Source organism: Myxococcota bacterium (genome assembly GCA_041389495.1).
In the GTDB taxonomy this organism is placed as follows: domain Bacteria; phylum Myxococcota_A; class UBA9160; order UBA9160; family UBA4427; genus JAWKRT01.
Map to the genome: position 1 here is coordinate 30,331 of JAWKRT010000006.1, position 22,846 is coordinate 53,176.

The 22,846-nt window shown below is 72.1% G+C and carries 17 protein-coding genes and 1 tRNA gene; 10 read left to right on the forward strand and 8 right to left on the reverse strand.

The window, feature by feature from the left end; all coding sequences use genetic code 11:
- Position 1 precedes the first annotated feature (1 nt).
- Positions 2-1,132 (forward strand): DGQHR domain-containing protein DpdB, encoded by a 1,131-nt coding sequence (gene dbpB, locus R3E88_21245; GenBank protein MEZ4219005.1) that lies wholly within the window; start codon positions 2-4, stop codon positions 1,130-1,132.
- Positions 1,133-1,725: 593 nt separating this feature from the next.
- Here the strand turns inward: dbpB and R3E88_21250 are convergent.
- Positions 1,726-1,801, reverse strand: a tRNA-Ile gene (locus tag R3E88_21250).
- Between the two features lie 160 nt (positions 1,802-1,961).
- On the opposite strand from R3E88_21250, the gene R3E88_21255 reads away from it, so the two are divergent.
- On the forward strand, positions 1,962-3,074 hold the full coding sequence (locus R3E88_21255; GenBank protein MEZ4219006.1) for an OmpA family protein: 1,113 nt from the start codon (positions 1,962-1,964) through the stop codon (positions 3,072-3,074).
- A gap of 292 nt (positions 3,075-3,366) precedes the next feature.
- The gene (locus tag R3E88_21260; GenBank protein ID MEZ4219007.1) at positions 3,367-4,065 is read left to right on the forward strand and encodes a hypothetical protein; all 699 of its coding nucleotides are present in this window, start codon (positions 3,367-3,369) and stop codon (positions 4,063-4,065) included.
- A 6-nt stretch (positions 4,066-4,071) separates the two neighbouring features.
- On the opposite strand, the gene R3E88_21265 is transcribed toward R3E88_21260, so the two are convergent.
- Positions 4,072-5,211 carry a DUF1214 domain-containing protein gene (locus R3E88_21265; protein MEZ4219008.1) on the reverse strand — a complete coding sequence of 380 codons (1,140 nt, stop codon included), beginning with the start codon at positions 5,209-5,211 and terminating at the stop codon, positions 4,072-4,074.
- A 52-nt stretch (positions 5,212-5,263) separates the two neighbouring features.
- Positions 5,264-7,039 (reverse strand): amidohydrolase, encoded by a 1,776-nt coding sequence (locus R3E88_21270; protein ID MEZ4219009.1) that lies wholly within the window; start codon positions 7,037-7,039, stop codon positions 5,264-5,266.
- A 105-nt stretch (positions 7,040-7,144) separates the two neighbouring features.
- Here R3E88_21270 and R3E88_21275 point away from each other — a divergent pair, with 105 nt between their 5' ends.
- Entirely contained in the window at positions 7,145-8,509 is a 1,365-nt protein-coding gene (locus R3E88_21275) for a hypothetical protein (protein ID MEZ4219010.1), read from the forward strand.
- The gene (locus tag R3E88_21280; GenBank protein MEZ4219011.1) at positions 8,506-8,892 is read left to right on the forward strand and encodes a DUF488 family protein; all 387 of its coding nucleotides are present in this window, start codon (positions 8,506-8,508) and stop codon (positions 8,890-8,892) included. The genes R3E88_21275 and R3E88_21280 overlap by 4 nt, the downstream gene beginning before the upstream one ends.
- On the opposite strand, the gene R3E88_21285 is transcribed toward R3E88_21280, so the two are convergent.
- On the reverse strand, positions 8,889-9,176 hold the full coding sequence (locus R3E88_21285) for a metal-sensitive transcriptional regulator (protein MEZ4219012.1): 288 nt from the start codon (positions 9,174-9,176) through the stop codon (positions 8,889-8,891). The two genes, R3E88_21280 and R3E88_21285, sit on opposite strands and share 4 nt — an antisense overlap.
- Positions 9,177-9,417: 241 nt before the next feature.
- On the opposite strand from R3E88_21285, the gene R3E88_21290 reads away from it, so the two are divergent.
- From R3E88_21290 to R3E88_21310, 5 genes are all read left to right on the forward strand, one after another.
- Positions 9,418-9,825, forward strand: coding sequence for a hypothetical protein (locus R3E88_21290; protein ID MEZ4219013.1), 408 nt, complete (start codon positions 9,418-9,420; stop codon positions 9,823-9,825).
- A gap of 121 nt (positions 9,826-9,946) precedes the next feature.
- A complete protein-coding gene (locus R3E88_21295; GenBank protein ID MEZ4219014.1) occupies positions 9,947-11,326 on the forward strand; it encodes a TolC family protein in 1,380 nt (459 codons plus the stop codon).
- Between the two features lie 122 nt (positions 11,327-11,448).
- On the forward strand, positions 11,449-12,690 hold the full coding sequence (locus tag R3E88_21300; protein MEZ4219015.1) for an efflux RND transporter periplasmic adaptor subunit: 1,242 nt from the start codon (positions 11,449-11,451) through the stop codon (positions 12,688-12,690).
- A gap of 3 nt (positions 12,691-12,693) precedes the next feature.
- Positions 12,694-15,828, forward strand: coding sequence for a CusA/CzcA family heavy metal efflux RND transporter (locus tag R3E88_21305; GenBank protein MEZ4219016.1), 3,135 nt, complete (start codon positions 12,694-12,696; stop codon positions 15,826-15,828).
- On the forward strand, positions 15,825-17,969 hold the full coding sequence (locus tag R3E88_21310) for a copper-translocating P-type ATPase (protein MEZ4219017.1): 2,145 nt from the start codon (positions 15,825-15,827) through the stop codon (positions 17,967-17,969). Before R3E88_21305 ends, R3E88_21310 begins: the two co-directional genes overlap by 4 nt.
- 61 nt (positions 17,970-18,030) lie before the next feature.
- On the opposite strand, the gene R3E88_21315 is transcribed toward R3E88_21310, so the two are convergent.
- From R3E88_21315 to R3E88_21330, 4 genes are all read right to left on the reverse strand, one after another.
- Complete coding sequence (locus R3E88_21315) at positions 18,031-19,161, reverse strand: SPFH domain-containing protein (protein ID MEZ4219018.1); 1,131 nt, start codon at positions 19,159-19,161, stop codon at positions 18,031-18,033.
- A gap of 43 nt (positions 19,162-19,204) precedes the next feature.
- Positions 19,205-20,101, reverse strand: coding sequence for a zf-TFIIB domain-containing protein (locus R3E88_21320; GenBank protein ID MEZ4219019.1), 897 nt, complete (start codon positions 20,099-20,101; stop codon positions 19,205-19,207).
- Positions 20,102-20,219: 118 nt separating this feature from the next.
- A complete protein-coding gene (locus R3E88_21325) occupies positions 20,220-22,229 on the reverse strand; it encodes a DUF3604 domain-containing protein (protein ID MEZ4219020.1) in 2,010 nt (669 codons plus the stop codon).
- A gap of 41 nt (positions 22,230-22,270) precedes the next feature.
- Positions 22,271-22,840 carry a hypothetical protein gene (locus tag R3E88_21330; GenBank protein ID MEZ4219021.1) on the reverse strand — a complete coding sequence of 190 codons (570 nt, stop codon included), beginning with the start codon at positions 22,838-22,840 and terminating at the stop codon, positions 22,271-22,273.
- Between the last annotated feature and the right edge of the window lie 6 nt (positions 22,841-22,846).

Here is a 22,846-nt window from a genome sequence, read left to right on the forward strand (position 1 = left end):
TATGCCGACCAAGAGCCAAACGACGACAGAACTCTCCATCCCGGCGATTCGCGTCGAACAGGGCAAGAACCGCTTCCTCTACACGTTTGCGGTCGATGGCAAGATCGTTCCGAAGTTCGCGACCGTGTCGAGAATCAAGCGCACGGCGAGCGGCGAAGTTGCCGGCTACCAGCGACCGGAGATTCTCTCGCACATCGCCGAGATTCGAGCCTATCTAGAATCTGAGGAACCGATGGTTCCCAACGCGGTCGTAGTCGCTTTCGATGCGCGCGTAACGTTCAGACCCGACGAGCGCGCCAGTGGGTTCGCGATTCCTGGAACACTCTCGATTCCCATCGATAGCGAGCTCGCCGACTTCGAGAAGCCGGGCTGGGTCGTCGACGGCCAACAGCGACTCGCGGCGATCCGAGATGCGCGAATCGATCGATTTCCGATCTGTGCAGTGTCTTTCATCGCAGATGACCTTCGCGACCAGGCGGAGCAGTTCATTCTCGTGAACTCGACGAAGCCCCTTCCGAAGGGACTCATCTACGAATTGCTGCCATCGACCGCAGCACAACTCCCATCGCTTCTTCAGCGTCGTCGACTTCCCGCTCTACTTCTCGAGCGGCTCAACACCGACGCCGATTCGCCGCTACACGGGATGATCCGCACCCCAACCATTCCGACTGGCATCATCAAGGACAACTCCATCCTACGCATGATCGAGAACAGCCTCACGGACGGTGCCCTCTATCGCTTCCGAGCGAGTCCGGCCGACGAGGACGATCTCGAGTCCATGTTGCGCGTGTTGAACAGCTTTTGGGCCGCCGTCGCGTCTGTCTTCAAGACCGCCTGGGGGATTTCGCCGCGACGCTCGCGGCTCATGCATGGCGCCGGAATCGTAAGCATGGGCTTCGTCATGGATGCGATCGCAGACCGCCACTGCGAGACCGGTATTCCTGACGCCACGGCTTTTGAAGCAGACATCCAGCCTCTCGCCGATGTCTGCCGCTGGACCGATGGCTACTGGGACTTTGGTCCCGGCGCACAGCGCAAGTGGAACGAGTTACAGAACACGCACAAGGACATCCAGCTCCTCGCGAACTACCTGCTCGTTCAGTACAGGGCGAGGGTCTGGGATCGCGAATAGCCGGACGCGCTACACCGAGTGTCTGAACTCGATCGGTTGGCACACTCGATCTACGTGCGACGCGAGACGGATCGCATTCTCCGCGCGGTGAAGGCCGCGGAAGAGCTCGGCATTCTCGGGATTGCGGCTCAGCGAAGAGAACTCGGGCTGCACAGATGGCCTTCCGCAAGACTTCAAGAAGTCCCGCCGCCGCCGAGGGCGCTCACGCAGTGCTCCGTCTATTCAGTCCTGCAGACATCGTTCTCGCCGCACCGACTGGCCGGGATCGGCGATCCGAGTACTAGACGCGCATTCGCGCCAAAGAGGGCCGGGCCAAGACGAGGCGGGGCGTCCTCACTCGCAAGGAGATTGCCGGGTCTGGCTCTATGAGGGCACAAAGCACGCGTTCGCAACGGATGCGCTCCGGCGCGGCGTGTGCCGGAGTGACATCGTCAACGCGTTCCTGGGAACAGATCGCAGGCGTCCAAGCAGCGCTACGCGCGCCTTGCAGACAACGCGATGCTGGACGTGCGCTCCGACCCTGCCGACGAGGCCTGGCTACAAGCCGGCGACAAGGACTCGGAAGGCAAAATCGAGCGATATCGCGGTGTTCGTGGTGGGCCCTCCAGGATTCGAACCTGGGACCGTCCGGGTATGAGCCGGTTGCTCTGACCGCTGAGCTAAGGGCCCGGGCGGCGCAGTCTACCTGTGTCGTTCGGCACGCGCGCGGCATTGGGGCATCTGCGCGAGGATCCGGCCGCTCGCAGGCCTTCCCTGTGGTTGGGGACGCGGCCCGCGCGCGGTGCGGCGCGAACCGGGATCAGCCCAGGACGCAGGAGAAGGAACGGCGATGCGACAGAGCTTCGGAGCGGCTTCGGCCGCGGTGACGATGGTGGCGACGGGATGGCTCGCGGCGGCGTGCGCGATGCCGCCGCTCGCCGAGAAGGCGCCGATGAACGTGGGCCCCGTGGCGATCGAGCGCGGCGAGTGGCGCACGATGGACAACGTCGTGATCGTGACCGACGGGTCGGGCACGACGTATGCGGACGAGAGCTTCCCGACCGGGAAGGCGCTCTCGCAGGCGACGGCGTCGGCGCTGCCCGAGAAGGGCGCGCGCGCGAAGTCGACGACGTACAACGCGGGCAACATCGGCTTCGGCGGCGACGCGCGCGTCGGCCGGGCGCTCGCGCCCTTCGACCGCGCGGCGCTGCGCGCGGGCGTCGACGCGACGCACGTGATGGGCCGCGTCGACGGCGGCGGCGGCGACACGCCGCTCCACGCCGTGCTCGGCGAGGTCGGCGAGCAGCTCGCGGGGAAGAGCGGCCCGGCCGCCGTCATCCTCTACACCGACGGCGACGTGCACTGCGCGAAGCAGACGGTCGACGCGGCGCGCGCGCTCGCGGCGTCGCGCTCCGATGCGGTGTGCATCCACGCGGTGCGCATCGGCGCGCGCGACGGCGGCGAGCAGGTGCTGCGCGACGTCGTGGCCGCGGGCTCGAGCTGCGGCAGCTACCGCGCGGCGGCCGACGTCGCGAGCCCGAACGCGCTCGCGAGCTTCGTGCACGGCGTGATGGTGGGCGCGGCCCCGGCCGCGCCCGCACCGCGCGCGGCCGGCCCGAACGCCTGCGAGGGCATGGTGCTCGAGGGCGTCGAGTTCGCGACGAACCGCGCCGACCTCGTCGGCCGCAGCCCGGCGATCCTCGACGCGGCCGCGCAGCAGCTCGCGGCCTGCCCGGACGTGCGGCTCGTCGTCGAGGGCCACACGGATTCGCAGGGCGCGGCCGAGTACAACCAGGGTCTCTCGGAGCGCCGCGCGGCCTCGGTGCGCAGCTTCCTCGTCGGGGCCGGCGTCGAGGCGTCGCGGCTCACGTCGGTGGGCGTCGGCGAGGAGCGCCCGATCGCGACGAACGACACGGCGGAGGGCCGCCAGCGCAACCGGCGCGTCGAGCTGCGCGTTCGTTAGTTCGCGGCTCCGAAGGTACGAGGGCCGGCGCGCTCCGCGCGCCGGCCCTTCTTCGTCTCCCGCGCCGGGCCGAACGGCCCCTTCCCTCCGCGCGCCATCCATACGACGGTGTCCTCGCGAGGCGCGGTCTCGCGAGGAGTCCGTCCGCGATGCCCCGCTCGCTCTCGACGCTCGCCCCGCTCCTGTGCTCGCTCGCCTTCGCCTTCGCGCACGCACCGACCGCCGCAGCGCAGATCGCGTGCGGCGACGTGCTCGGCCCCGGCGGCGAGTTCGAGCTCACGACGAACCGGGCGTGTCGATCTCGAGCCCGGGGAACCGCTTCGCGAACGTCGCCGTGCGCGACGCGGGCGGACAGGGCTTCGTCGTCGCCACTTCCGCGAGCGACGGACAGCGCTTCGAGCGCTGCTCGACGCTGCGCACGACGTTGAGCGGCTTCGACCTCGGCTCCGACGCGCACCAGCTGCGCGACGTCTCGGCCGTCGGGACGCAGGACCCGAACGCGGTCGGCTTCCGTCTCTCGGGCAGCGGCGTGCGACTCGAGCGCGCGAAGGCGAGTGCGACCGCCAACCACGGCGTGTGGCGGACCGGCGACGGACATCGCCTGAAGGACGTCGCCGTCGGCAACGCCATGAGCTACGGCATCCTCCTCGACGCGAACGACTGCTCGCTCCAGCAGATCCACGTCGAAGGCTCGATGTTCCACGGGCTCTTCGTGCACGGCGATCGCAACGAGCTCGTCGACGTCCGGTCCCACGCGAACGGCTCGCACGGCATCTACCTGCGCGGCGACGGCAACTCGCTGAAGAAGGCGTTCGTCGGCGGAAGCGTCGGGAGCGGCATCGTGGTCTTCAACGACGCGACGCACACGCATGTCCAGTCGAGCACGTCGACGGGCCACGTCTCGAGCGACGCGTTCGACTTCTCCGTGTGCGGCGCGACCGCCTGGCAGTCGAACGTGTTCGGCTCGATCAACGACCCCTGCGGGCTGTAGCCACGCCTAGCGTTTCAGGCTCGCGAGCGGGACGGCCTCGATCCTCGGCGTCTCGATCGGGCCCTCGGGCAGCAGGAAGCGCCAGTAGACGATGCCGAACGGCCGCCCCTCGGTGTCGAGCCAGTTGCCCTTCGTCACCGCGTCGCCCGGATCCGTGTGGCTGATGATCATGCGGAAGCTGCCGTCGGCCTCGAGCGTCGTCTGCTTGCGGTTGAGCGAGACGCGGCGGTTGTCGAAGTCGTAGGTCTGCATGTAGCGGTTCCACAGGTTCACGTTCGAGAAGCGGCACTCCGGGAAGCGGCCCGTCATCACGAGCGCCTGATCGGGGCCGCAGACGTAGGGGCACATCGCGTACGCGATGTCCATCGCGCTGAAGGCCATCGAGCCGGGCTTCTCGGGCGGGTGGAAGACGTTGGGCGTCGTCGACACCCAGGTCGGCTGGTCCTCGGGCTTGCGCGGCGCCTGGCCGAGCGTGTCGTCGCGCACGAAGTGGATGACGCGCGCGATCGCGGCCGCGATCGTCGCATCGTTCCAGACGCGCGGCGGGCCCGGGTCGCCGAGCACCTCGATCGAGAGCGGCACGGGGCGCGACGGGTCGGCGGACGCGCACACCTCGTCCTCGAAGTAGTGGCGCGTCGTGATCGACTGCGCCGTCGGCGAGAGCCGCAGCCAGTTGCGCCCGTCGCCCGGATCGTTCGCCGACACGAAGATCTCGAACGAGCCGTCGGGCGCGATGTCCATCTCGGAGTCGTTGAGCCCGGCCGCCGTGCCCGTCGCGTAGTGCGCCTCGCCCGGGCCCTCCTCGATCGTCACCGAGAAGTAGACGGCTCCCGCCATGTGGCCGCGCACGAGGTACTCGAGGTCGCCGCGCACGTGGGCGTCGAAGTAGATGGCGTCGGGGTTGTCGCCGCGGAACTTGCGCGTGTTCGTGACGATGCGCCGGAAGACCGGGCGCGCAGGGTCGGCCTCCATGTGCGAGTAGAGCCCGCCCTGCAGGAAGTGGAGCAGGTTGCGCTGACCCTCGGCGACGTCGCCCGGCTGCTCGATGCCCCACTCGGGGCCGTAGCGCCGCTCGCTCGCCTCGCGCAGCACGTCGAGCAGCTCGAACAGCTTCTTCTGGCTCTCGGTCGGGGGCTGGGCGGGCATGTCTCGCTCCTCCTTCGTTCGCGGCGGCGCGGCGCCGCTCCGCGCCGCGCGCTCAGCGGCTCGCGTTCGGTGCGTCCGCGCTCCACACGGTGCGGCCGGCCTTGATCGTCTCGACGACCTCGATGTCGCGGATCGCGTCGGGCTCGACGTCGAGCGGGCTCGCCGAGAGCACGACGAGATCGGCGAGCTTGCCCGGCTCGAGCGAGCCCTTGCGACGCTCCTCGAACGCTTGATAGGCGGCGTCGATCGTGATCGCGCGCAGCGCCTCGAGCGGCGTGAGCCGCTCGTCGGGGCCGAGCACCTTCCCGCTGCGCGTCACGCGGTTCACCGCGGTCCAGAGCAGGAACGCGCCCTTCGGCGGCACGACGGGCGCATCGTTGTGGATCGTCACGCGCAGCCCCGCCTCGAGCGCGCTCGCAGCGGGGCTGATGGCGGCGGCGCGTTCGGGCCCGAAGACGACGTCGCGGTGCCAGTCGCCCCAGTAGAAGGTGTGCGCGACGAAGAAGCTCGGGATCATGCCGAGCGCCGCCATGCGCGGGAGCTGATCGCGGCGGAGCGCCTGTGCGTGGATCATCACCGGCCGCCAGTCGGCCGGGCCCTGCTCGCGCTCGATGCGCTCGACCGTGCGGATCCACTGCTCGGCCGCCGCATCGCCGTTCGCGTGCGCGAGCACGGGAATGCCGCGCGCGCGCAGCTTGCTCGCGAACGCGTACACGACCTCGTCGTCGAGCGCCGGGTAGCCCGCGTAGTCGGCGGGCTTCCCGGCGGGCACGCGGTGGTAGGGCTTCGTGAGCCAGGCCGTGCGCCCCTGCGGCGAGCCGTCGAGCACGAGCTTTCCGCCGCGCAGGACGAGGTGGCCGTCGTAGCGCCCCACCGCACCGCCCTCGGCTTCGAGCTCGGCGACGACGCCGTCGAAGTCGGCCCACGTCGGGTACGCCGTCACGTCGAGGAAGAGCGCGCCGTTCGCGTTCGCGGCGCGCAGCAGGCGGAAGCTCGCGGCGTCCGTCGCGCCGTCCTGCACGGTCGTGAAGCCGTAGCGCGCGTACTCGCGCTGCGCGTCGCCGAGCGCGCCGAGCAGCTGCGCGGGCGTCGGCTGCGGCATCGCGCGGAAGCCCGCGTACATCGCGTGCTCCTCCATCACGCCGTTCGGCTCGCGCGATCCCTCGACGCGGCGGAACACGCCGCCCGGCGGGTCGGGCGTCGTCTCGTCGACGTGCGCGGCGTCGAGCATCGCCTGGTTGGCGGTGACGAGGTGGCTCGACACGTGGACGAGAAGGATGGGATGCGACGTCGAGACGGCGTCGAGATCGAACTTGTCGGGGTGGCGATGCTCGGCGAGCAGCGCGTCGTCGTAGCCCGTGCCGACGATGACCTGCCCGACCGGAATGTGCTGCTCGTCGATGTGGCGGCGCAGGAGATCCTGCAGCTCCTTGATGCTGCGCACCGGGCCGACGGGCGGCGACGCGACGTTCACCGTCTGCGCGAAGCGCGCGACGAGCGTGAGGTGGCCGTGCGCGTCGACGAAGCCCGGCGCGAGCGCGCGGCCCGCGAGGTCGACCACGCGCGTGTCGGGGCCGGCGAGCGCGAGCACGTCGCCCTCGTCGCCGACCGCCGCGATCTCGTCCCCGCGCACGGCGAGCGCCTGCGCCACGGTGCCGGCGCCGTCGACGGTGAGGATCGCGCCGCCGCGGTAGATCGTCGTCGCGGGCGCAGGCGCCTCGGCGACGGGAGCCGACGCCTCACCGGATGCGTCCTCCGCCGGCGGCGGAGCGGTGCACGCGCCGCACAGGAATGCGGCGGCGAGGACGGTGCGCGCGATCGGGCCCACGGATCGTCTCCCCTTCGTTTGCGAGAACCGGAAACCTCTACCACGTCGCGCACCGCGGGTGCGAACGCGATTGTCCGGGGTCGGCGGAGCTGCGAGAATCGCCGCATGCAGCACGCCGCGCCCGACCATCCCACTCCGTGCGTCGCCGTGATCGGGGGTGCCACCGCCGGCGCCGAGGTGGCCGGCCGCCTCGCCGATCGCGGCGCCGTCGTCGTCGTCTTCGAGATGAACGCGCGCCCGTACGGGAAGATCGAGGACGGCCTGCCGCGCTGGCACGTGGCGCTCCGCAACAAGGAGTACGAGAACGTCCGGCACAAGCTGTCGCAGCCGACCGTCCACTTCGTGCCCAACACGAAGATCGGCCGCGACGTCGACCTGAAAGCGCTCGTCGCCGAGTGGGGCTTCACGTCGGTGGTGCTCGCGAACGGCGCGTGGCGCGACCGCCCGCTCCCGATCGACGGCATCGACGCCTACGTCGGCAAGGGGCTCGTCTACCAGAACCCGTTCATCATCTGGTTCAACCACAGCCACGAGCCGGGCTACCAGGGCGAGACGTTCGAGACACCCGACGGCGCGCTCGTCGTCGGCGGCGGCCTCGCGTCGATCGACGTCGTGAAGGTGATCATGCTGCGCAACGTCGTCGCCGCGCTCGCCGCGCGCGGCATCGACGTCGACCTCGTCGAGCTGGAAGTGAAGGGCATCCCGAAGACGCTCGAGAAGCACGGGCTGCGCGTCGAGGACCTCGGACTCGAGGGGCCGACGCTCTTCTACCGCCGCCGCGTCGAGGACATGCCGCTCATGGAGCTGCCCGACGGCGCGGACGAGGCGCGCGTCGTCAAGGTCGAGGCCGGGCGCGCGCGCATGCTCGCGAAGGCGCAGGAGAAGTACCTGTTCCAGATGGAGCCGCTGTGCTCGCCGACCGAGGCGATCGTCGAGGGCGGCCGCCTCGTCGGGCTGCGGTTCGTGCGCAACGAGATGAAGAACGGGCGCCCGACGCCGACGGACGAGACGTTCGAGCGCCGCGGGCCGGTCGTGATCAGCTCGATCGGCTCGATCCCCGAGCCGATCGAGGGCATCCCGATGCGCGGCGAGCTGTTCGACTTCCTCGACTGGGATCTCGGCCGCATCGAGGGCTACCCGACGCTCTTCAGCGTCGGCAACGTCGTGACGGGCAAGGGCAACATCGTCGCCTCGCGCAAGCACGCGGCGCACGTCTCGGAGCGCGCGATCGAGCGCTTCCTCGGCATCGCGGGCGATCAGGACGACCGCCACAGCGGCGAGGAGCTCGCGCTCGAGGAGCTTCGCGCCGGCATCGCCGCGCAGGCGGAGACGATCGCCGAGAAGATCAGCGCGCAGCCGCCCGCGAGCCCGGAGACGATCGCCGCCATTCTCGAGCGCGTCGCGAAGCGCCAGCGCGAGATCGGCTACGAAGGCTTCGACGCCTGGATCGCGAAGGTCGCGCCCGCGTGAGCGCGAGGCGCGGCGCGCGCTCGACGCGCCTGCGCACGAAGCGCGTCTACGAGCCCGCCGACGACGCGGACGGCGTTCGCGTCCTGATCGATCGCCTCTGGCCCCGCGGCATCGCGAAGGCCGCCGCGCGCATCGACTACTGGGCGCGCGACGTCGCCCCCTCGACCGAGCTGCGCCGCTGGTACGAGCACGATCCCGACAAGTGGAGCGCCTTCCGCGAGCGCTACTTCGCCGAGCTCGACGCGAACCCGGACGGCGTGGCGGCGCTCCGCCGCGCCCTCGGCGCGGGCCCGGCGACCATCGTCTTCTCGTCCAAGGAGGAGCGCTGGAACAACGCGACCGCGCTCGTCGAGTACCTCGCGCGCGCGAAGCGCCGCGCCTAGCCGCTCCTCCAGCCGAAGCGCGCGAGCACGTCCTTCAGCTCCTGCGCCTTCTTGCGACCCGCGCGCGGGCTCCCGCTCTCGAGCGCGCTCGCGACGCAGGTGTCGATGTGCGCGGACAGGATCAGCCTGCCGACGCGCTCGAGCGCGCCCTCGGCCGCCGCGATCTGATGCAGGACGTCCACGCAGTAGCGCTCCTCGTCCACCATCCGCTGGATGCCGGCCACCTGCCCCCCGATGCGCTTGAGCGCCGCCTCCACCTTCCGCTTCGTCTCCGCGTCGAGCATGGCCGCGAGGCCTCCCACCCCTGTCCGGCTCCTGCGCGGCTCGGGGTCTGCTTCGGGGTTGCGTGCGAGGTCACTCCAACCGCCGCCGGGCGGAGCGCGGGCCTCCACCCCGGTGGCCGCGCGGCCGATGCCCGGGTCGGGCTTGCCATCCAGGGCGCACGGCCGTAGGGTACGTATACCTGGGTGGGGTATCAAGCAATCCGACCGCATCGAGTCGGTCGCAGGGCGGGAACGCTTCCGGATGCAGCTCCGCAGGTGGATCATCGCGGTCGTCGTCGCCCTCGTCGGGGGCGGCGCGCCGCTGTGCGCCCTCGCCTGCTCCGCGCACGCAGCGACGCAAAGCGCCCACCACGACGTCGCGGAAGGCGCGGGAGCCGCGTGCCACGACGCGATGCCCGCGAGCGACGCGCGGCCCACCCCGCCCCCCGACGATTCCGCCGGCTGCGGCGCGCACTGCGACGCGCGCACGGTCGCGAGCGGAGTCGACCTCGGACTCGAGCGGCCGGGCGGCACCGCGCTCGTCTTCGTTGCTCCGCGGCACGTCGCGCTCGTCGCGCGCGCGGAGCTTCCGAGCGCGCGCGGGGTGCCCGGTGTCGCTCCACCCGACGCGCGCAGCGTCCTGCTGCGGAAGTCGACGCTCCTCCTCTGATCCGGACCGGCCCGGGAAGTCGCGCTCGTCGCGCCTTCCCGCCCTTCGCGACGCGCGCTCGCTCGTTCGCCGCGAGCGGAGCGCGCACCACCGGTTCGTTCGGATGCCAGGAGCCTCGGACATGCACGCCGGATACGGATTCCCGAGCGCGGTGCGCGCCGCGCGCGCGCGCTCCGCCTGTACGGCCGTCGTCGCCGCGTGCGCCGCACTCGTCGTCGCGACGCTCCCCGCGCGCGCTGCGACGCCGACTGCGGCCGCAACGCCGTCACCTCAGGGCGCGGAAGGCGCGCCCCTCTCGCCGCCGCGCCCGCTCCCTCTCGCGTGGTGCCTCGAGCGCGCCGCCGTCGCCAACCCCGACATCGCCGAGCTCGCGGCGCTGCTCGACGCGGCGGGCGAGCGCATCGCGCAGGCGGGCGCGCTCGAGGACGTTCGCTTCGCCTACGAGGCGAGCAACGTGCCGACCGGCACCTTCGACTTCGACTCGACCATGATGTCGGGGCACCAGCTCGGGCTGCGCCAGCAGCTGCCCTTCCCAGGCCTGCTCGCGAGCCGCGAGCGCGCGGCCGAGCGCGGGCGCGACGCGGCCGCCTTCGCCGTCGCGAACCGCGAGCGCACCGTCGCGAGCGCGGTCGAGGTCGCGTGGGCCGAGCTCGGCTACGCGCAACGCGCGCTCGCCATCACCGATCGCAACCTCGAGCTGCTGCGCCAGCTCGCGAGCGCAGCCGAGGCGAAGTACGCGGTCGGGTCGGGCATGCAGGCCGACGTGCTGCGCGCACAGGTCGAGCTGACCTCGCTGCTGGAGATGCGGCTCGCGCACGAGGCGCGGGTCGAGGCCGCCAACGCGCGACTCGTCGCTCTGCTCGACCTTCCGCCAGCGACCGCGCTGCCGCCGACGGCGAGCGGCGACGAGCCGCCGCCCGCTCCCGCGCTCGCCCCGCTTCTCGCGCGGCTCGCCTCGAGCAGCCCGCTGCTCGAGGGGCTCGCCGCGCAGGTGGAGCAGCAGCGACACGCGGTCGACGCCGCGGAGCTCGAAGGTCTTCCCGACGTCGACGTCGGCATCGGCTACCGCGTCCGCAGCTCGGTGCCCGGCGACCCCGTGCGCGGCGACGACTTCCTCTCCGCGGGCGTCACCGTCCGGCTTCCCGTGAACCGCGCGCGCTGGCGTGCACACGCGGCCGAGCAGCGCGCGCTCCTCCGCGCCGCGGAGGCGCGCCTGCGTTCGCAGACGGCCGCGGCGAGCGCGCGCGCGCGCGACGCGCACGCCGCGCTCGCGCGCGCCGACGCCGCACTCGCGCTGCTGCGCACGGGGCTCGTCCCGCAGGCGGCGCAGTCGTTCGAGGCGAGCCGCTCGGCCTACGAGGTCGGCCGACTCGATTTCACCGACGTGCTCGAGAGCCAGATGCGCCTGCTCGACGTGGAGGTGCGGGCCGAGCGCGCACGCGCGGACAGGCATGCAGGTTGGGCGGGCCTCGAGGCCGTCGTCGGGGCGGATCTGCGATGACCGCGAAGCGAACGATCTTCCTGACGGCTGCGCGGACGGCTGCGCGGACGGCTGCGCGGACGGCTGCGCGGACGGCTGCGCGGACGGCTTCGCTGGCGGCTGCGCTGGCGCTGGCCGCCGCCGTGGGCTGGCTCGCGAACGATCGGCTCGGCGCACACGCACCGCACGAGCCCGAGAGTGCCGCGAGCCCGGCGCGCGGCGCGTCGCCGTGCCCGGACGGAGCCGCGCCGCTCTACTGGAAGGCGCCGATGGACCCGACCTATGTCCGCGACGCGCCGGGCAAATCGCCGATGGGCATGGACCTCGTGCCCGAATGCGCGCGCACGCCCGCGACCGGTGCGACCGACGGCGTCGCGATCGATCCGGTCGTCGTGCAGAACATGGGTGTGCGCACTGCGATCGCGCAGCGCCGCGATCTGGCGCGCGCCGTGCGCGCAGTCGGGCGCGTCGCCTGGGACGAGCGTCGCGTCTCGCACGTCCACACCAAGGTGCAGGGCTGGATCGAGGCGCTCTACGTCGAGTACGAGGGGCAGCTCGTCCGCAAGGGCGATCCGATGATCGAGCTCTACTCGCCCGAGCTGCTCGCGACGCAGGAGGAGCTGATCGTCGCGGCGCGCTATCGCGACGAGACGGCGAAGAGCCCGTTCGACGACGTCCGCAGGGCGGGAGCCTCGTTGTTCGAAGCGACTCGGCGCCGACTCGACCTGTGGGACGTGCCCGAGCGCGACATCGAGCACCTGCTCGCCACCGGAGTCGCGCGCAAGACCCTCACGCTGCACGCCCACTCGTCGGGCGTCGTCACGCACCTCGGGGCGCGCATGGGCATGGAGGTCAACGCCAACGAGGTGCTCTACACGATCGCCGATCTCTCGCGCGTGTGGGTGCTGGCAGACGTCTACGAGTACGAGCTCCCGTGGATCGAGGAGGGCCAGTCGGCGACGCTCGACGTCCGCTCGATCCCGGGGCGGTCGTTTCGCGGAACCGTCGCGCAGGTGTACCCGTTCCTCGATCCGCGCACGCGCACGGCGCGTGTGCGCGTCGAGCTCGCGAACTCCGACCTCGCCCTCAAGCCCGACATGTTCGCGAACGTCGTGATCGAGACGACGCCGCGCGCCGCCGTCGTCGCGGTGCCGAGCGAGGCGGTGATCCGCACCGGCGAACGCGCGGTCGTGGTCCGCGCGCTCGGCGAAGGGAGGTTCGATCCGCGCGCGGTCGAGGTGGGCGTCGACGGCGGCGACGGCTGGGTCGAGATCGCGCACGGCATCGAAGCGGGCGACCGCGTCGTCACGTCCGGCCAGTTCCTGATCGACAGCGAGAGCCGTCTGCGCGAGTCGCTGCAGAAGCTGCTCGCGCGCGAGGAGTAGGCGATGCTCCGCAGGGTCATCGAAGCGTCCGCCACCCACGCGCTCCTCACGAGTGTGCTGGCGCTCGCCGTGGCGGGCTTCGGCGTCGCCGCTCTGCTGCGCACGCCGGTCGACGCGATCCCGGACCTGTCCGACGTGCAGGTCATCGTGACGACGGAGCTGCCCGGGCAGGCGCCGCAGGTCGTCGAGGACCAGGTGACCTACCCGCTCACCACCGCACTGCTCGCCGTGCCCTTCGCGAAGACCGTGCGCGGAACGTCGATGTTCGGCCAGTCGTTCGTGTACGTGCTGTTCGAGGACGGCACCGACCTGTACTGGGCGCGCAGCCGCGTGCTCGAGGTGCTGAGCTTCGTGTCCGGGCGGCTGCCGGAGGGCGTGACGCCCGCGCTCGGCCCCGATGCGACGGGCGTCGGCTGGGTGTACGAATACGCGCTCCTCGATCGCACGGGCGGGCACGACCTCTCCGAGCTTCGCTCCCTCCAGGACTGGTACCTGCGCTACGAGCTGCAGGCGCTGCCCGGCGTCGCGGAGGTCGCGAGCCTCGGCGGGTTCGTCCGGCAGTACCAGGTGGAGGTCGATCCGAACGCGCTCGCGTCACTGGGCATCCCGCTCGCGCAGGTGCGGCGCGCGATCGAGCGCAGCAACAGCGACGTCGGCGGTCGCCTCGTCGAGATCGCCGAGAGCGAGTTCATGGTGCGCGGGCGCGGCTACCTCCGCGGCATCGACGACCTGCGTCGGGTGGCGATCGGCGCCGACGGACGGGGCACTCCGATCCTGTTGCGCGACGTGGCCACCGTACAGATCGGCCCGGAGCTCCGGCGCGGGCTCGCCGACCTCGACGGCGAGGGCGAGGTGGCGGCCGGCATCGTCGTCATGCGCTCCGGCGAGAACGCGCTCGCGGTGATCGGTCGCGTGAAGACGCGGCTCGCGGAGCTGGCCGCCGGCCTGCCGGACGGCGTCGAGATCGTCCCCGTCTACGACCGCTCGTCGCTGATCGAGCGCGCCGTCACCAACCTGCGCCACAAGCTCGTCGAGGAGAGCCTGGTCGTCGCGCTCGTGTGCGCCGTCTTCCTGTTCCACGTGCGCAGCGCGCTCGTCGCGGTGCTCACGCTTCCGCTCGGCGTGTTGTTCTCGTTCATCGTGATGTACGCGCAGGGCATCGACGCGAACATCATGTCGCTCGGCGGCGTGGCGATCGCGATCGGCGCCATGGTGGACGCCTCGATCGTGATGATCGAGAACGCGCACAAGCACCTCGAACGCCACGACGGGGCGAAGCCGCGCGCGCGCATCCTGCTCGACGCGGCCGTCGAGGTGGGCCCCTCGCTGTTCTTCTCCCTGCTCGTCATCACCGTCTCGTTCCTGCCCGTGTTCGCGCTCGAGGCGCAGGAGGGCCGGCTCTTCCGTCCCCTCGCGTTCACGAAGACGTACGCGATGCTCGGCGCCGCGCTGCTGTCGATCACGGTCGTGCCGCTGTTCATGCTGTGGCTGGTGCGCGGGCGCGTCCGCCCCGAGAGCGCGAACCCGCTCAACCGCGCGCTCCACCGCGCGTACGGCCCGGTGCTGCGCTTTGCGCTGCGTCACCCGAGGGCGGTCGTGGTCACGGTGCTCGCGCTGCTCCTCGCGTCGATCTTCCCGGCCTCGCGCCTCGGCAGCGAGTTCATGCCGCCGCTCGACGAGGGCGACCTGCTCTACATGCCGACGACGCTGCCCGGCGTCTCCGTCACGAAGGCACGCGAGATCCTGCAGCAGACGGACCGCATGATCCGCGGGGTGCCCGAAGTCGCGCGCGTGTTCGGAAAGGTCGGGCGCGCCGAGTCCGCGACCGACCCGGCTCCGCTGTCGATGATCGAGACGACGATCGCGCTGCGCCCGCGCGACGAGTGGCGACCCGGGATGACCCCGCAGAAGCTCGTCGCCGAGCTCGACGCGCGTGTGCGCCTCCCCGGCATCACGAACGCCTGGACGATGCCCATCAAGACGCGCATCGACATGCTCTCGACCGGCATCAAGACGCCGGTCGGCATCAAGGTGGCGGGGCCCGAGCTCGCCACCATCGAGGCGATCGGCGAGCGCATCGAGGCGATCCTTCGCGGCGTACCGGGAACCCTGAGCGTCTACTCCGAGCGCGTCACGGGCGGCAACTACCTCGACTTCGACATCGATCGCCGCGCCATCGCGCGCCACGGCCTCGTCGTGGGCGACGTGCAGGACGTGATCCAGAGCGCGATCGGCGGCACGAACGTCACGTCCACGATCGAAGGGCTCGAGCGCTACCCCGTGAACCTGCGCTACCCGCGCGAGCTGCGCGACAGCCTCGGCGCCCTGCGGCGTGTGCTCGTGCCGACGCCGTCGGGCGCGCAGGTGCCGCTCGAGCAGCTCGCGTCGCTCGAGCTCCGCAGGGGGCCGCCCATGATCAAGACCGAGAACGCGCGCCCCAACGGCTGGATCTACGTCGATCTCGAGGGCAGCGACGTCGGCGGCTACGTCGCCGAGGCGAAGCGCGCGCTCGCGAACGGGCTCGAGCTTCCCGTCGGCTACTCGGTCGCGTGGAGCGGACAGTACGAGTACATGGAGCGCGCCGCGGAACGGCTGCGCATCGTCGTGCCCCTCACGATCGCGCTGATCTTCGTCCTCCTCTACCTGAACTTCCGCAACCTCGCCGACAGCGCGATCGTGCTGCTGACGCTGCCCTTCGCGCTCGTGGGCGGCGTGTGGCTGCTCTGGGCGCTCGACTACGACACGAGCGTCGCCGTCGGCGTCGGCTTCCTCGCACTCTCGGGCGTGGCCGCGGAGACGGGCGTCGTGATGCTGCTCTTCCTCGAGAACGCGGTCGCGCAGGCCCGCGACGAGGGGCGGCTGCGCACGCGCGACGACCTCGCCGAGGCGATCTTCGAAGGCGCGGTCCTGCGCCTGCGGCCGAAGATGATGACCGTGACGACGATCTTCGCCGGGCTGCTTCCCATCATGTGGGGATCGGGCGCAGGATCGGAGACGATGCGCCGCATCGCCGCTCCGATGATCGGCGGCATGGCGTCCGCCACCGTGCTGACGCTCGTCGTGATCCCGGTCGTGTTCGCCTGGGTGCGCGGTCGCGCACTGCCGCCCGCACCGAAGCCGCAAGGAGGCGCCGCATGAGTGAGCGCAAGCCGTACGTGTGTCCGATGCATCCCGAGGTCGAGTCCGACGAGCCGGGCCCGTGCGACGTCTGCGGCATGGCCCTCGAACGCCGCACGCCGGCGCGCGCGCACGCGGACGAGGCGGAGGACGACGACCCGGAGCTGCGCGACATGACGCGCCGCTTCTGGGGCAGCCTCGCGCTCACCATCCCCGTGTTCGCGCTCGCGATGGGAGAGATGATCCCGGGAAATCCCGTCGGCGCACTCGTTCCACCGCGCGTCGTGCCGTGGCTGCAGCTCGCGCTGGCGTCGCCGGTCGTGCTGTGGGGAGGCTGGCCGTTCTTCGCGCGCGGCGCGCGCTCGCTGCGCACGCTGCACCTCAACATGTTCACGCTGATCGCGGTCGGCACGGGGGCAGCGTTCTCCTACAGCGTCGCGGCCGTGCTCGCGCCGGGCCTCTTCCCGTCGAGCTTCCGCGGCCACGGCGGCGAGGTCGCCGTCTACTTCGAAGCGGCGGCCGTGATCGTGACGCTCGTGCTGCTCGGGCAGGTGCTCGAGCTGCGCGCGCGCAGCCGCACGGGGGCGGCGCTCCGCGCGCTGCTCGACCTCGCACCGCCGACCGCACGCCGCCTCACCGACTGCGGCCACGAGCGGGACGTGCCGCTCGAAGAGGTCGTCCCCGGCGATCGGCTGCGCATCCGCCCCGGCGAGAAGGTGCCCGTGGACGGCCGCGTCGAGGAGGGCCGCTCTTCGGTCGACGAGTCGATGATCACGGGCGAGCCGATCCCCGTGGAGAAGACCGAGGGCTCGGCACTCGTCGGCGGGACGGTGAACGGCACCGGCTCGCTCGTGATGACCGCCGAACGCGTCGGCGCCGAGACGCTGCTCGCGCGGATCGTCGAGATGGTGTCCGAGGCCCAGCGAAGCCGCGCGCCCGTGCAGCGCACCGTGGATGTCGTCGCCGCCTGGTTCGTGCCGGCCGTGATCGCGGCGGCCGCGGTCGCCTTCGCCGTGTGGGCGTGGGCGGGGCCCGAGCCGCGCCTCGCGCACGCGCTCGTCGTCGCCGTGTCGGTGCTCATCATCGCCTGCCCGTGCGCGCTCGGACTCGCGACGCCGATGTCGATCATGGTGGCGACCGGGCGCGGCGCGACGATGGGCGTGCTCTTCCGCAACGCCGAGGCGATCGAACGGCTGCGCAGCGTCGACACGCTCGTCGTGGACAAGACGGGAACGCTGACCGAGGGCCGACCGAAGCTCGCGTCGGTGGTCGCGAGCAGCGACGACATCGACGAGGACGAGCTCCTGCGCCTCGCCGCGACGCTCGAGCGCGGCAGCGAGCACGCGCTCGCGGCGGCGATCGTCGCCGGTGCGGAGGAGCGCGGCCTCGCGCTCGCGCAGGCCTCGCAGTTCGAGGCGCACACGGGCAAGGGCGTCTCGGGCACGGTGGACGGCCGGCGCGTCGCGCTCGGCAACGCGGCGCTCCTGCGCGCGCTCGGCATCGATGCGGGCGCGCTCGCCGAGCGCGCCGAGGAGCTGCGCGGCGACGGGCAGACCGCGATGTTCGTCGTCGTGGGCGAGCGCGCCGCGGGACTGCTCGGTGTCGCCGACCCGATCAAGGCGACGAGCGCCGACGCCGTCGCGATGCTCCACGAGGACGGCGTGCGGCTCGTGATGCTGACCGGCGACAGCGAGACGACCGCGCGCGCGGTGGCCAGACAGCTCGGCATCGACGACGTGAGGGCCGACATGCTGCCCGAGGACAAGGCGAAGGCCGTGCAGGAGCTGCAGCAGCAGGGGCGCGTCGTCGCGATGGCGGGCGACGGCGTCAACGATGCGCCGGCCCTCGCGCAGGCCGACGTCGGCATCGCGATGGGCACGGGGACGGACGTGGCGATGGAGAGCGCGGGCGTCACGCTCGTGAAGGGCGACCTGCGCGGCGTCGCCCGCGCGCGGCTGCTCTCGCGCGCGACGATGCGCAACATCCACCAGAACCTGGGCTTCGCGTTCGGCTACAACGCGCTCGGCGTGCCGCTCGCGGCGGGCGCGCTCTACCCGGCCTTCGGGCTGCTGCTGAGCCCGATGATCGCGGCCGCCGCGATGAGCCTGAGCTCGGTATCGGTGATCGGGAACGCGCTGCGCCTTCGCGCCGCGAAGACCTGACCCGCGCGCGCACGCGCGAGACGGCGCGCCGGCCCCCGAGCGACGCCGCGGGGGTGCGTGCCTAACGTCCCGGGACGGGCGGCGGCGCCGGCATGAAGAGGCCGGCGAGCTGCGGGAGCTGCCCGGCGGGCATCCAGTCCGCCATGCCGGCCATCCACACGAACGTGTCCGGGCGCAGACGCCCCGCGCTCGCGAGCTCGACGAGCTGCGGCGCGGCGAACGGCCCGACCGGCGCGCCGTTCTCGACGATGTGCCAGCTCGGCGGCGCGGGAACGGGCGGCGGCGTCGCGCCCGACGGCGCGCCGGCGGGTGCGAGCGGGCCACTTCCGCGGCCGACCATGCTGGGCACGCCCGACGCGACCGCCATGCCGAGACCCACGCCCATGCCGGCGCCGGCCATGCCGCCCGCGCCCTCGTTGGCGGCGAGCGCCGGCAGCGCCTGCCCGAGCTGGAAGGCCTGGAAGCGCGCCATGTCGCCCACCATCTCCATGCTCGAGCGCGTGTCGAGCGCCTTCTCGACCTCGGCGGGGAGCGAGATGTTGACGATCACCATCTGCGTGATGTCGAGGCCGTACTCGTCGTCGACGCGCTCGAGCACGCTGCGGCGCAGCTGCTCGGAGAGCGTGCGGTACTGCGTCGCGAGGTCGGCGAGCGGGATCTCGGCCGACGCGACGAGGTCCGCGAACGCCGAGCTCACGATCGAGCGCAAGAGCTCCGTGATCTCGTCGACCTCGAAGTGCTGGTCGGTGCCGACGAGCTCCTTGAGCAGCGTCTTCGGGTCCTTCGCCTTCACGGCGTAGGTGCCGAACGCGCGCAGGCGGACGGTGCCGAAGTCCGCGTCGCGCACGATCACGGGGTTCGGCGTCCCCCACTTGAGATCGGTGATCTGGCGCGTGCTGACGAAGTAGACCTCGGCCTTGAACGGCGAGTCGAAGCCGTACTTCCAGCCCGCGAGCGTCGACAGGACGGGGAGGTTCTTCGTCGTGAGGCGGTGCTGGCCCGGCTCGAAGACGTCCGCGATCTCGCCCTGGTGCACGAAGATCGCGCGCTGGCCGGGCCGCACGACGAGCTGCGCGCCGTTCTTGATCTCGTTCTGGTAGCGCGGGAAGCGCCAGACGAGCGTGTGTCGCGAGTCGTCGACCCATTCGACGATGTCGATCAGCTCGTTGCGAAGCTTGTTCATCAGGCCCATGTCGGTTCTCCGGCGCTCGAGGCGGTGGCGGTGGACGGGGACGTCAGTCGATCAACGACGTGAGGAAGTCGACGAGCGAGCTTCCGAGGAACGATTCGCCGCGGCGCGTGCTGCTGCGCAGCACGGCGTCGACGACCTGGCGGTTGGCGCCGCTCTCGGCGGCGATGCGCGCCTTGCGCGCGGCGCGGTACTCGGCGTCCGCCTGCGCGTCGGTCTCGCGCATGTAGCGCTCGGCGTTCGGGCGCCCGCCCGAGAGCAGGTAGCCCGCGATCTGCTCGAGCTCGTCGGCGTCGAGCCACGTCCCGTGCGAGTTGCAGCGGTCGATGATGACGCCCGACGCCTTGCGGAAGTTGCGCCGCAGCATGAACGCGTCGCACTCGGGGCACTTGCGGTACGCGATGCGCTGCGAGGCCGGGTTCGACCCCTTCGCGCGCGGGACGAACTCGACCTCGCCCGTGACGCTGCTCTTCTTGCTCTCGAGCGCGGCCTTGACGAGCGCCTCGAAGCCCTGCGCCGGGCACCAGATGCCGTTGCAGGTCGGGCACTCGTTGATCGCGATCGCGCCGACCGTGCGCGCGGGCATCAGGCTCGTGCACACCGGACACGGGAGCTCGCGCTTCTCGACGCCGATCGGCTGCGGGTCGAACACGACGCCGCACGCGCCGCAGTAGCGCGCCGCGTCGGCATTGCGCGCGCAGCACTCGGGGCAGATGAGGGACAGGAGGCGCGGGTCGGTGACGATGCCCGCGCCGCAGTACTCGCACTCGCGCTGGCCCGCATCGACGTGGGCGCCGCAGCTGCTGCAGCGGTGGACGGCGAGGTCGCGCGATTCGAGGTCGACGACCGCGACGTCCGCCCCGCACCGGCACCGCACGCTCTCGGCGGCGACGTCCGTGATGTCGTACTGCGTGTGGCAGGACGTGCAGGCGACGAGCTTCATGCGCGCGGGCGATCCCTTCGTGCTCGAGCATGGGCCCGGGGCTGCGGGCCCCGCCGTCATCGGCGCCCCCCGCAGGCCGCTTGACGCCCGTGCGCTCGGCGGGTGTCGCGCGCGCGGCTCAGGAGGATGGGGCGGACGCGGCGCGGGCGAGCGGCGCGCTCGCCGCCGCGGGCGCGGCCGGCGGCGCGTACCAGATCGGCGACGTCACGGCGCGCTCCTGGATCGAGGTCGGCACGTGGGCGGGCGGCTCGACGCCGAGGCGCATCGCGTCGTACGTACTCCACCGGCAGGTCGGCACCTGGAGCACGCGCAGGTAGTAGAAGGCGCGCTGCCCGGGCTGGAACTCGGGGTCGGCGAAGCGCGCCTCGAGCTCGGCGGCGCCCGCGCGCACGTCGGGCTCGCAGCTCGATGCGTCGGGCTCACCCGCGCCGCTCGCGCAGCGCCACGTCGGCGCCGACGGCGCCGAGCCGTCGGCGCAGGCCACGTCGTAGACCTTCTCGTGCGAGCGCCCGTCCTCGATCCAGCCCTTGATGAGCTGGAGCCGCTCGAGCGGCGCCTCGCCCGGGTCCTGGAGCGCGAGCGCCGCGAACCGCGGCGGCCCGGCGTGCCCGGGCGCGGCGGCGAGCTCGCCGCCCATCGGGACGCCCTGCGCGTAGGCGCGCTCGACCGCGTCGCCGGCGAGCGGCACGTCGTCCGCGAGGCCGAAGCCGCCGAAGAAGCGCACGCGGATGCGCGGCCCCGAGGTCGCGAACGTCTCGCGCCGGCGCAGCGCGTCGAAGAGCGCGGCGCGCGTGTTCTCGGTCGCCCAGACGCCCGCGAGGCCGCCCGAGCCCCAGAGCGTCACGATGTTGGGCCCGTCGATCTGGGCCGCGGGAAGCCCGTCGGTGGCGGTTCCGAGCCGCACCTCGGGCGTCGCATCGATCGCGCCGAGCTTGCCGAAGTACTCGTCCTCGGCGAACGGTCCGGCGGCGTTGTGCCCGTCGGAGGCGCCGATCATCCCGATCTCGTACGGGTTGATGCCGTCGCTCTCCTCCATCTCGAGGCCGAGCCGGAGCGCGGCGCGCACGTAGCTGCCGCGCGGCTCGCTCGGCTCCGCGGGGTTCCCGAGCACGCGATCGAAGATCTCGAAGGCCGCCCACGGATCGTTCGGCGAGAGCTCGGGGTGCGTCTCGGACTGGCCCTTGATCTGGTACACCTCGCTCACCGGCTCGTTGCGCATGCGCTGCGCGGCGTAGGCGGCGTCGATCGCGTCGCCGTTCGTCATCGCGCTCGCGTACATCAGGCCGTTGCTCGCGTTGCCGTTGTGCGGGATGGCGATGACGTCGTCGCCGGTCGCGCGCACCCGGTCGAGCCAGTCCCAGAGGTCTTCGGGGTTCTGCGAGTCGAGGCTCGAGAACGGCCGGTCGGGGACGTCGCCGCCGCGGAAGATCACGTTGCGGTGCAGGTTCTGTCCCTGCGGCATCGGCGTGTACTCGTAGGCCACGAACGCCGTGAACACGCCCGGCTCGTCGTGCGCGTTCGCGAGCTCGACGATGCGCCGCCACGTCGGCTTGATGAACTCGTCGCTCGCGAGCTCGGGGATCGGAACGCCCGAGCCGAGCGACTGCAGGAACGCGAGGATGCCGCGCTGTCGGCGCGCGGTGTCGTCGCTCACGAGGTCCTGGATGAGCGGCAGGCGCCGCAGCGGATGGCCCGGCTCGTCGACCGTCGCCGACACGCCCATGTAGGCGCCGTGCTCGGTGAGCGCCATGAAGTCGAGCGGCGGCCCGGAGAGGCGGATCTTCCCGCCGCTCACGTGGTCGATCTCCTCGCCGCGCGCATAGCGATACGCGTCCTCGGGGCCGACGCGCACGCCCATCGAGTACGCGTCGAACGACCAGCGCGTGTGCACGTGGAGGTCGCCGAACCACGCCTGGCGCGGCACGTCGCTCGCGCGCGCGGCCGCGCGCGCGCCGCTCGCCCCGCCCGGCTCGCTCGGCGCGCGGCAGCTCGACGCGCCGAGCGCGGCGGCGATGACGACGACGGCGCAGAGCGCGAGCGCCGCAGTCCCCGCGGCCTTCGCGCGCCGCGCGCGGCGTCCGCCGCTCGCGCGCGCGCCTCGGCTCCGTCGATCTCGTCCTGCTCGCATGTCGTGCTCCCGCGCGCGAGCGGCGTTCCGCCGCTCGCGCCTCATGTGTCGTCGCCGCGCTCGCCGTCGCCGGGCTCACAATCCTCGAGCATCACGCCCCGCGCGTGCGCGTAGGCCGCGAGCCCGAACTCGTCCGAGCGCACCTCGAGCCGCTCGACGAGCTCCGGCGGCCCGACGATCGCGACGTCGGCCGTCTCGTTGGCGGCGAGCAGCGAGGTCAGCGCCTCGCTCGCCGCGAAGTTCGTGAGCACGAAGACGTGCGTCGTGCCGACCCGCGTCGTCGCCGTGATCGCGGGCGTGACGATGCCCTCGACCGCGCCGGACGAGATGCGCACCTGCGCGCGCTCGCCGCGCAGGTCGTCGAGGTTCGCCTTCGCGCTCCACGTGATCCAGAGGATCTCGTCGCCGCAGCGGCCATCGCGAGCGACGAAGCCGAACAGGTGGCCCCACACCTTCGAGCCGTGCGTCGCGATGCGGCGCAGGCGCGGGCCCTTCGTGAGCTCCCAGGGACGCTCGTCGGCCTGGCCGTCGGCGACGCCGGGAACGGCGGCGCCGACGGCCGCGAGCGCGAGCATCAGGCCGAGCGCGACGCGTCGGGCGGAGGCGCGCACGACCGC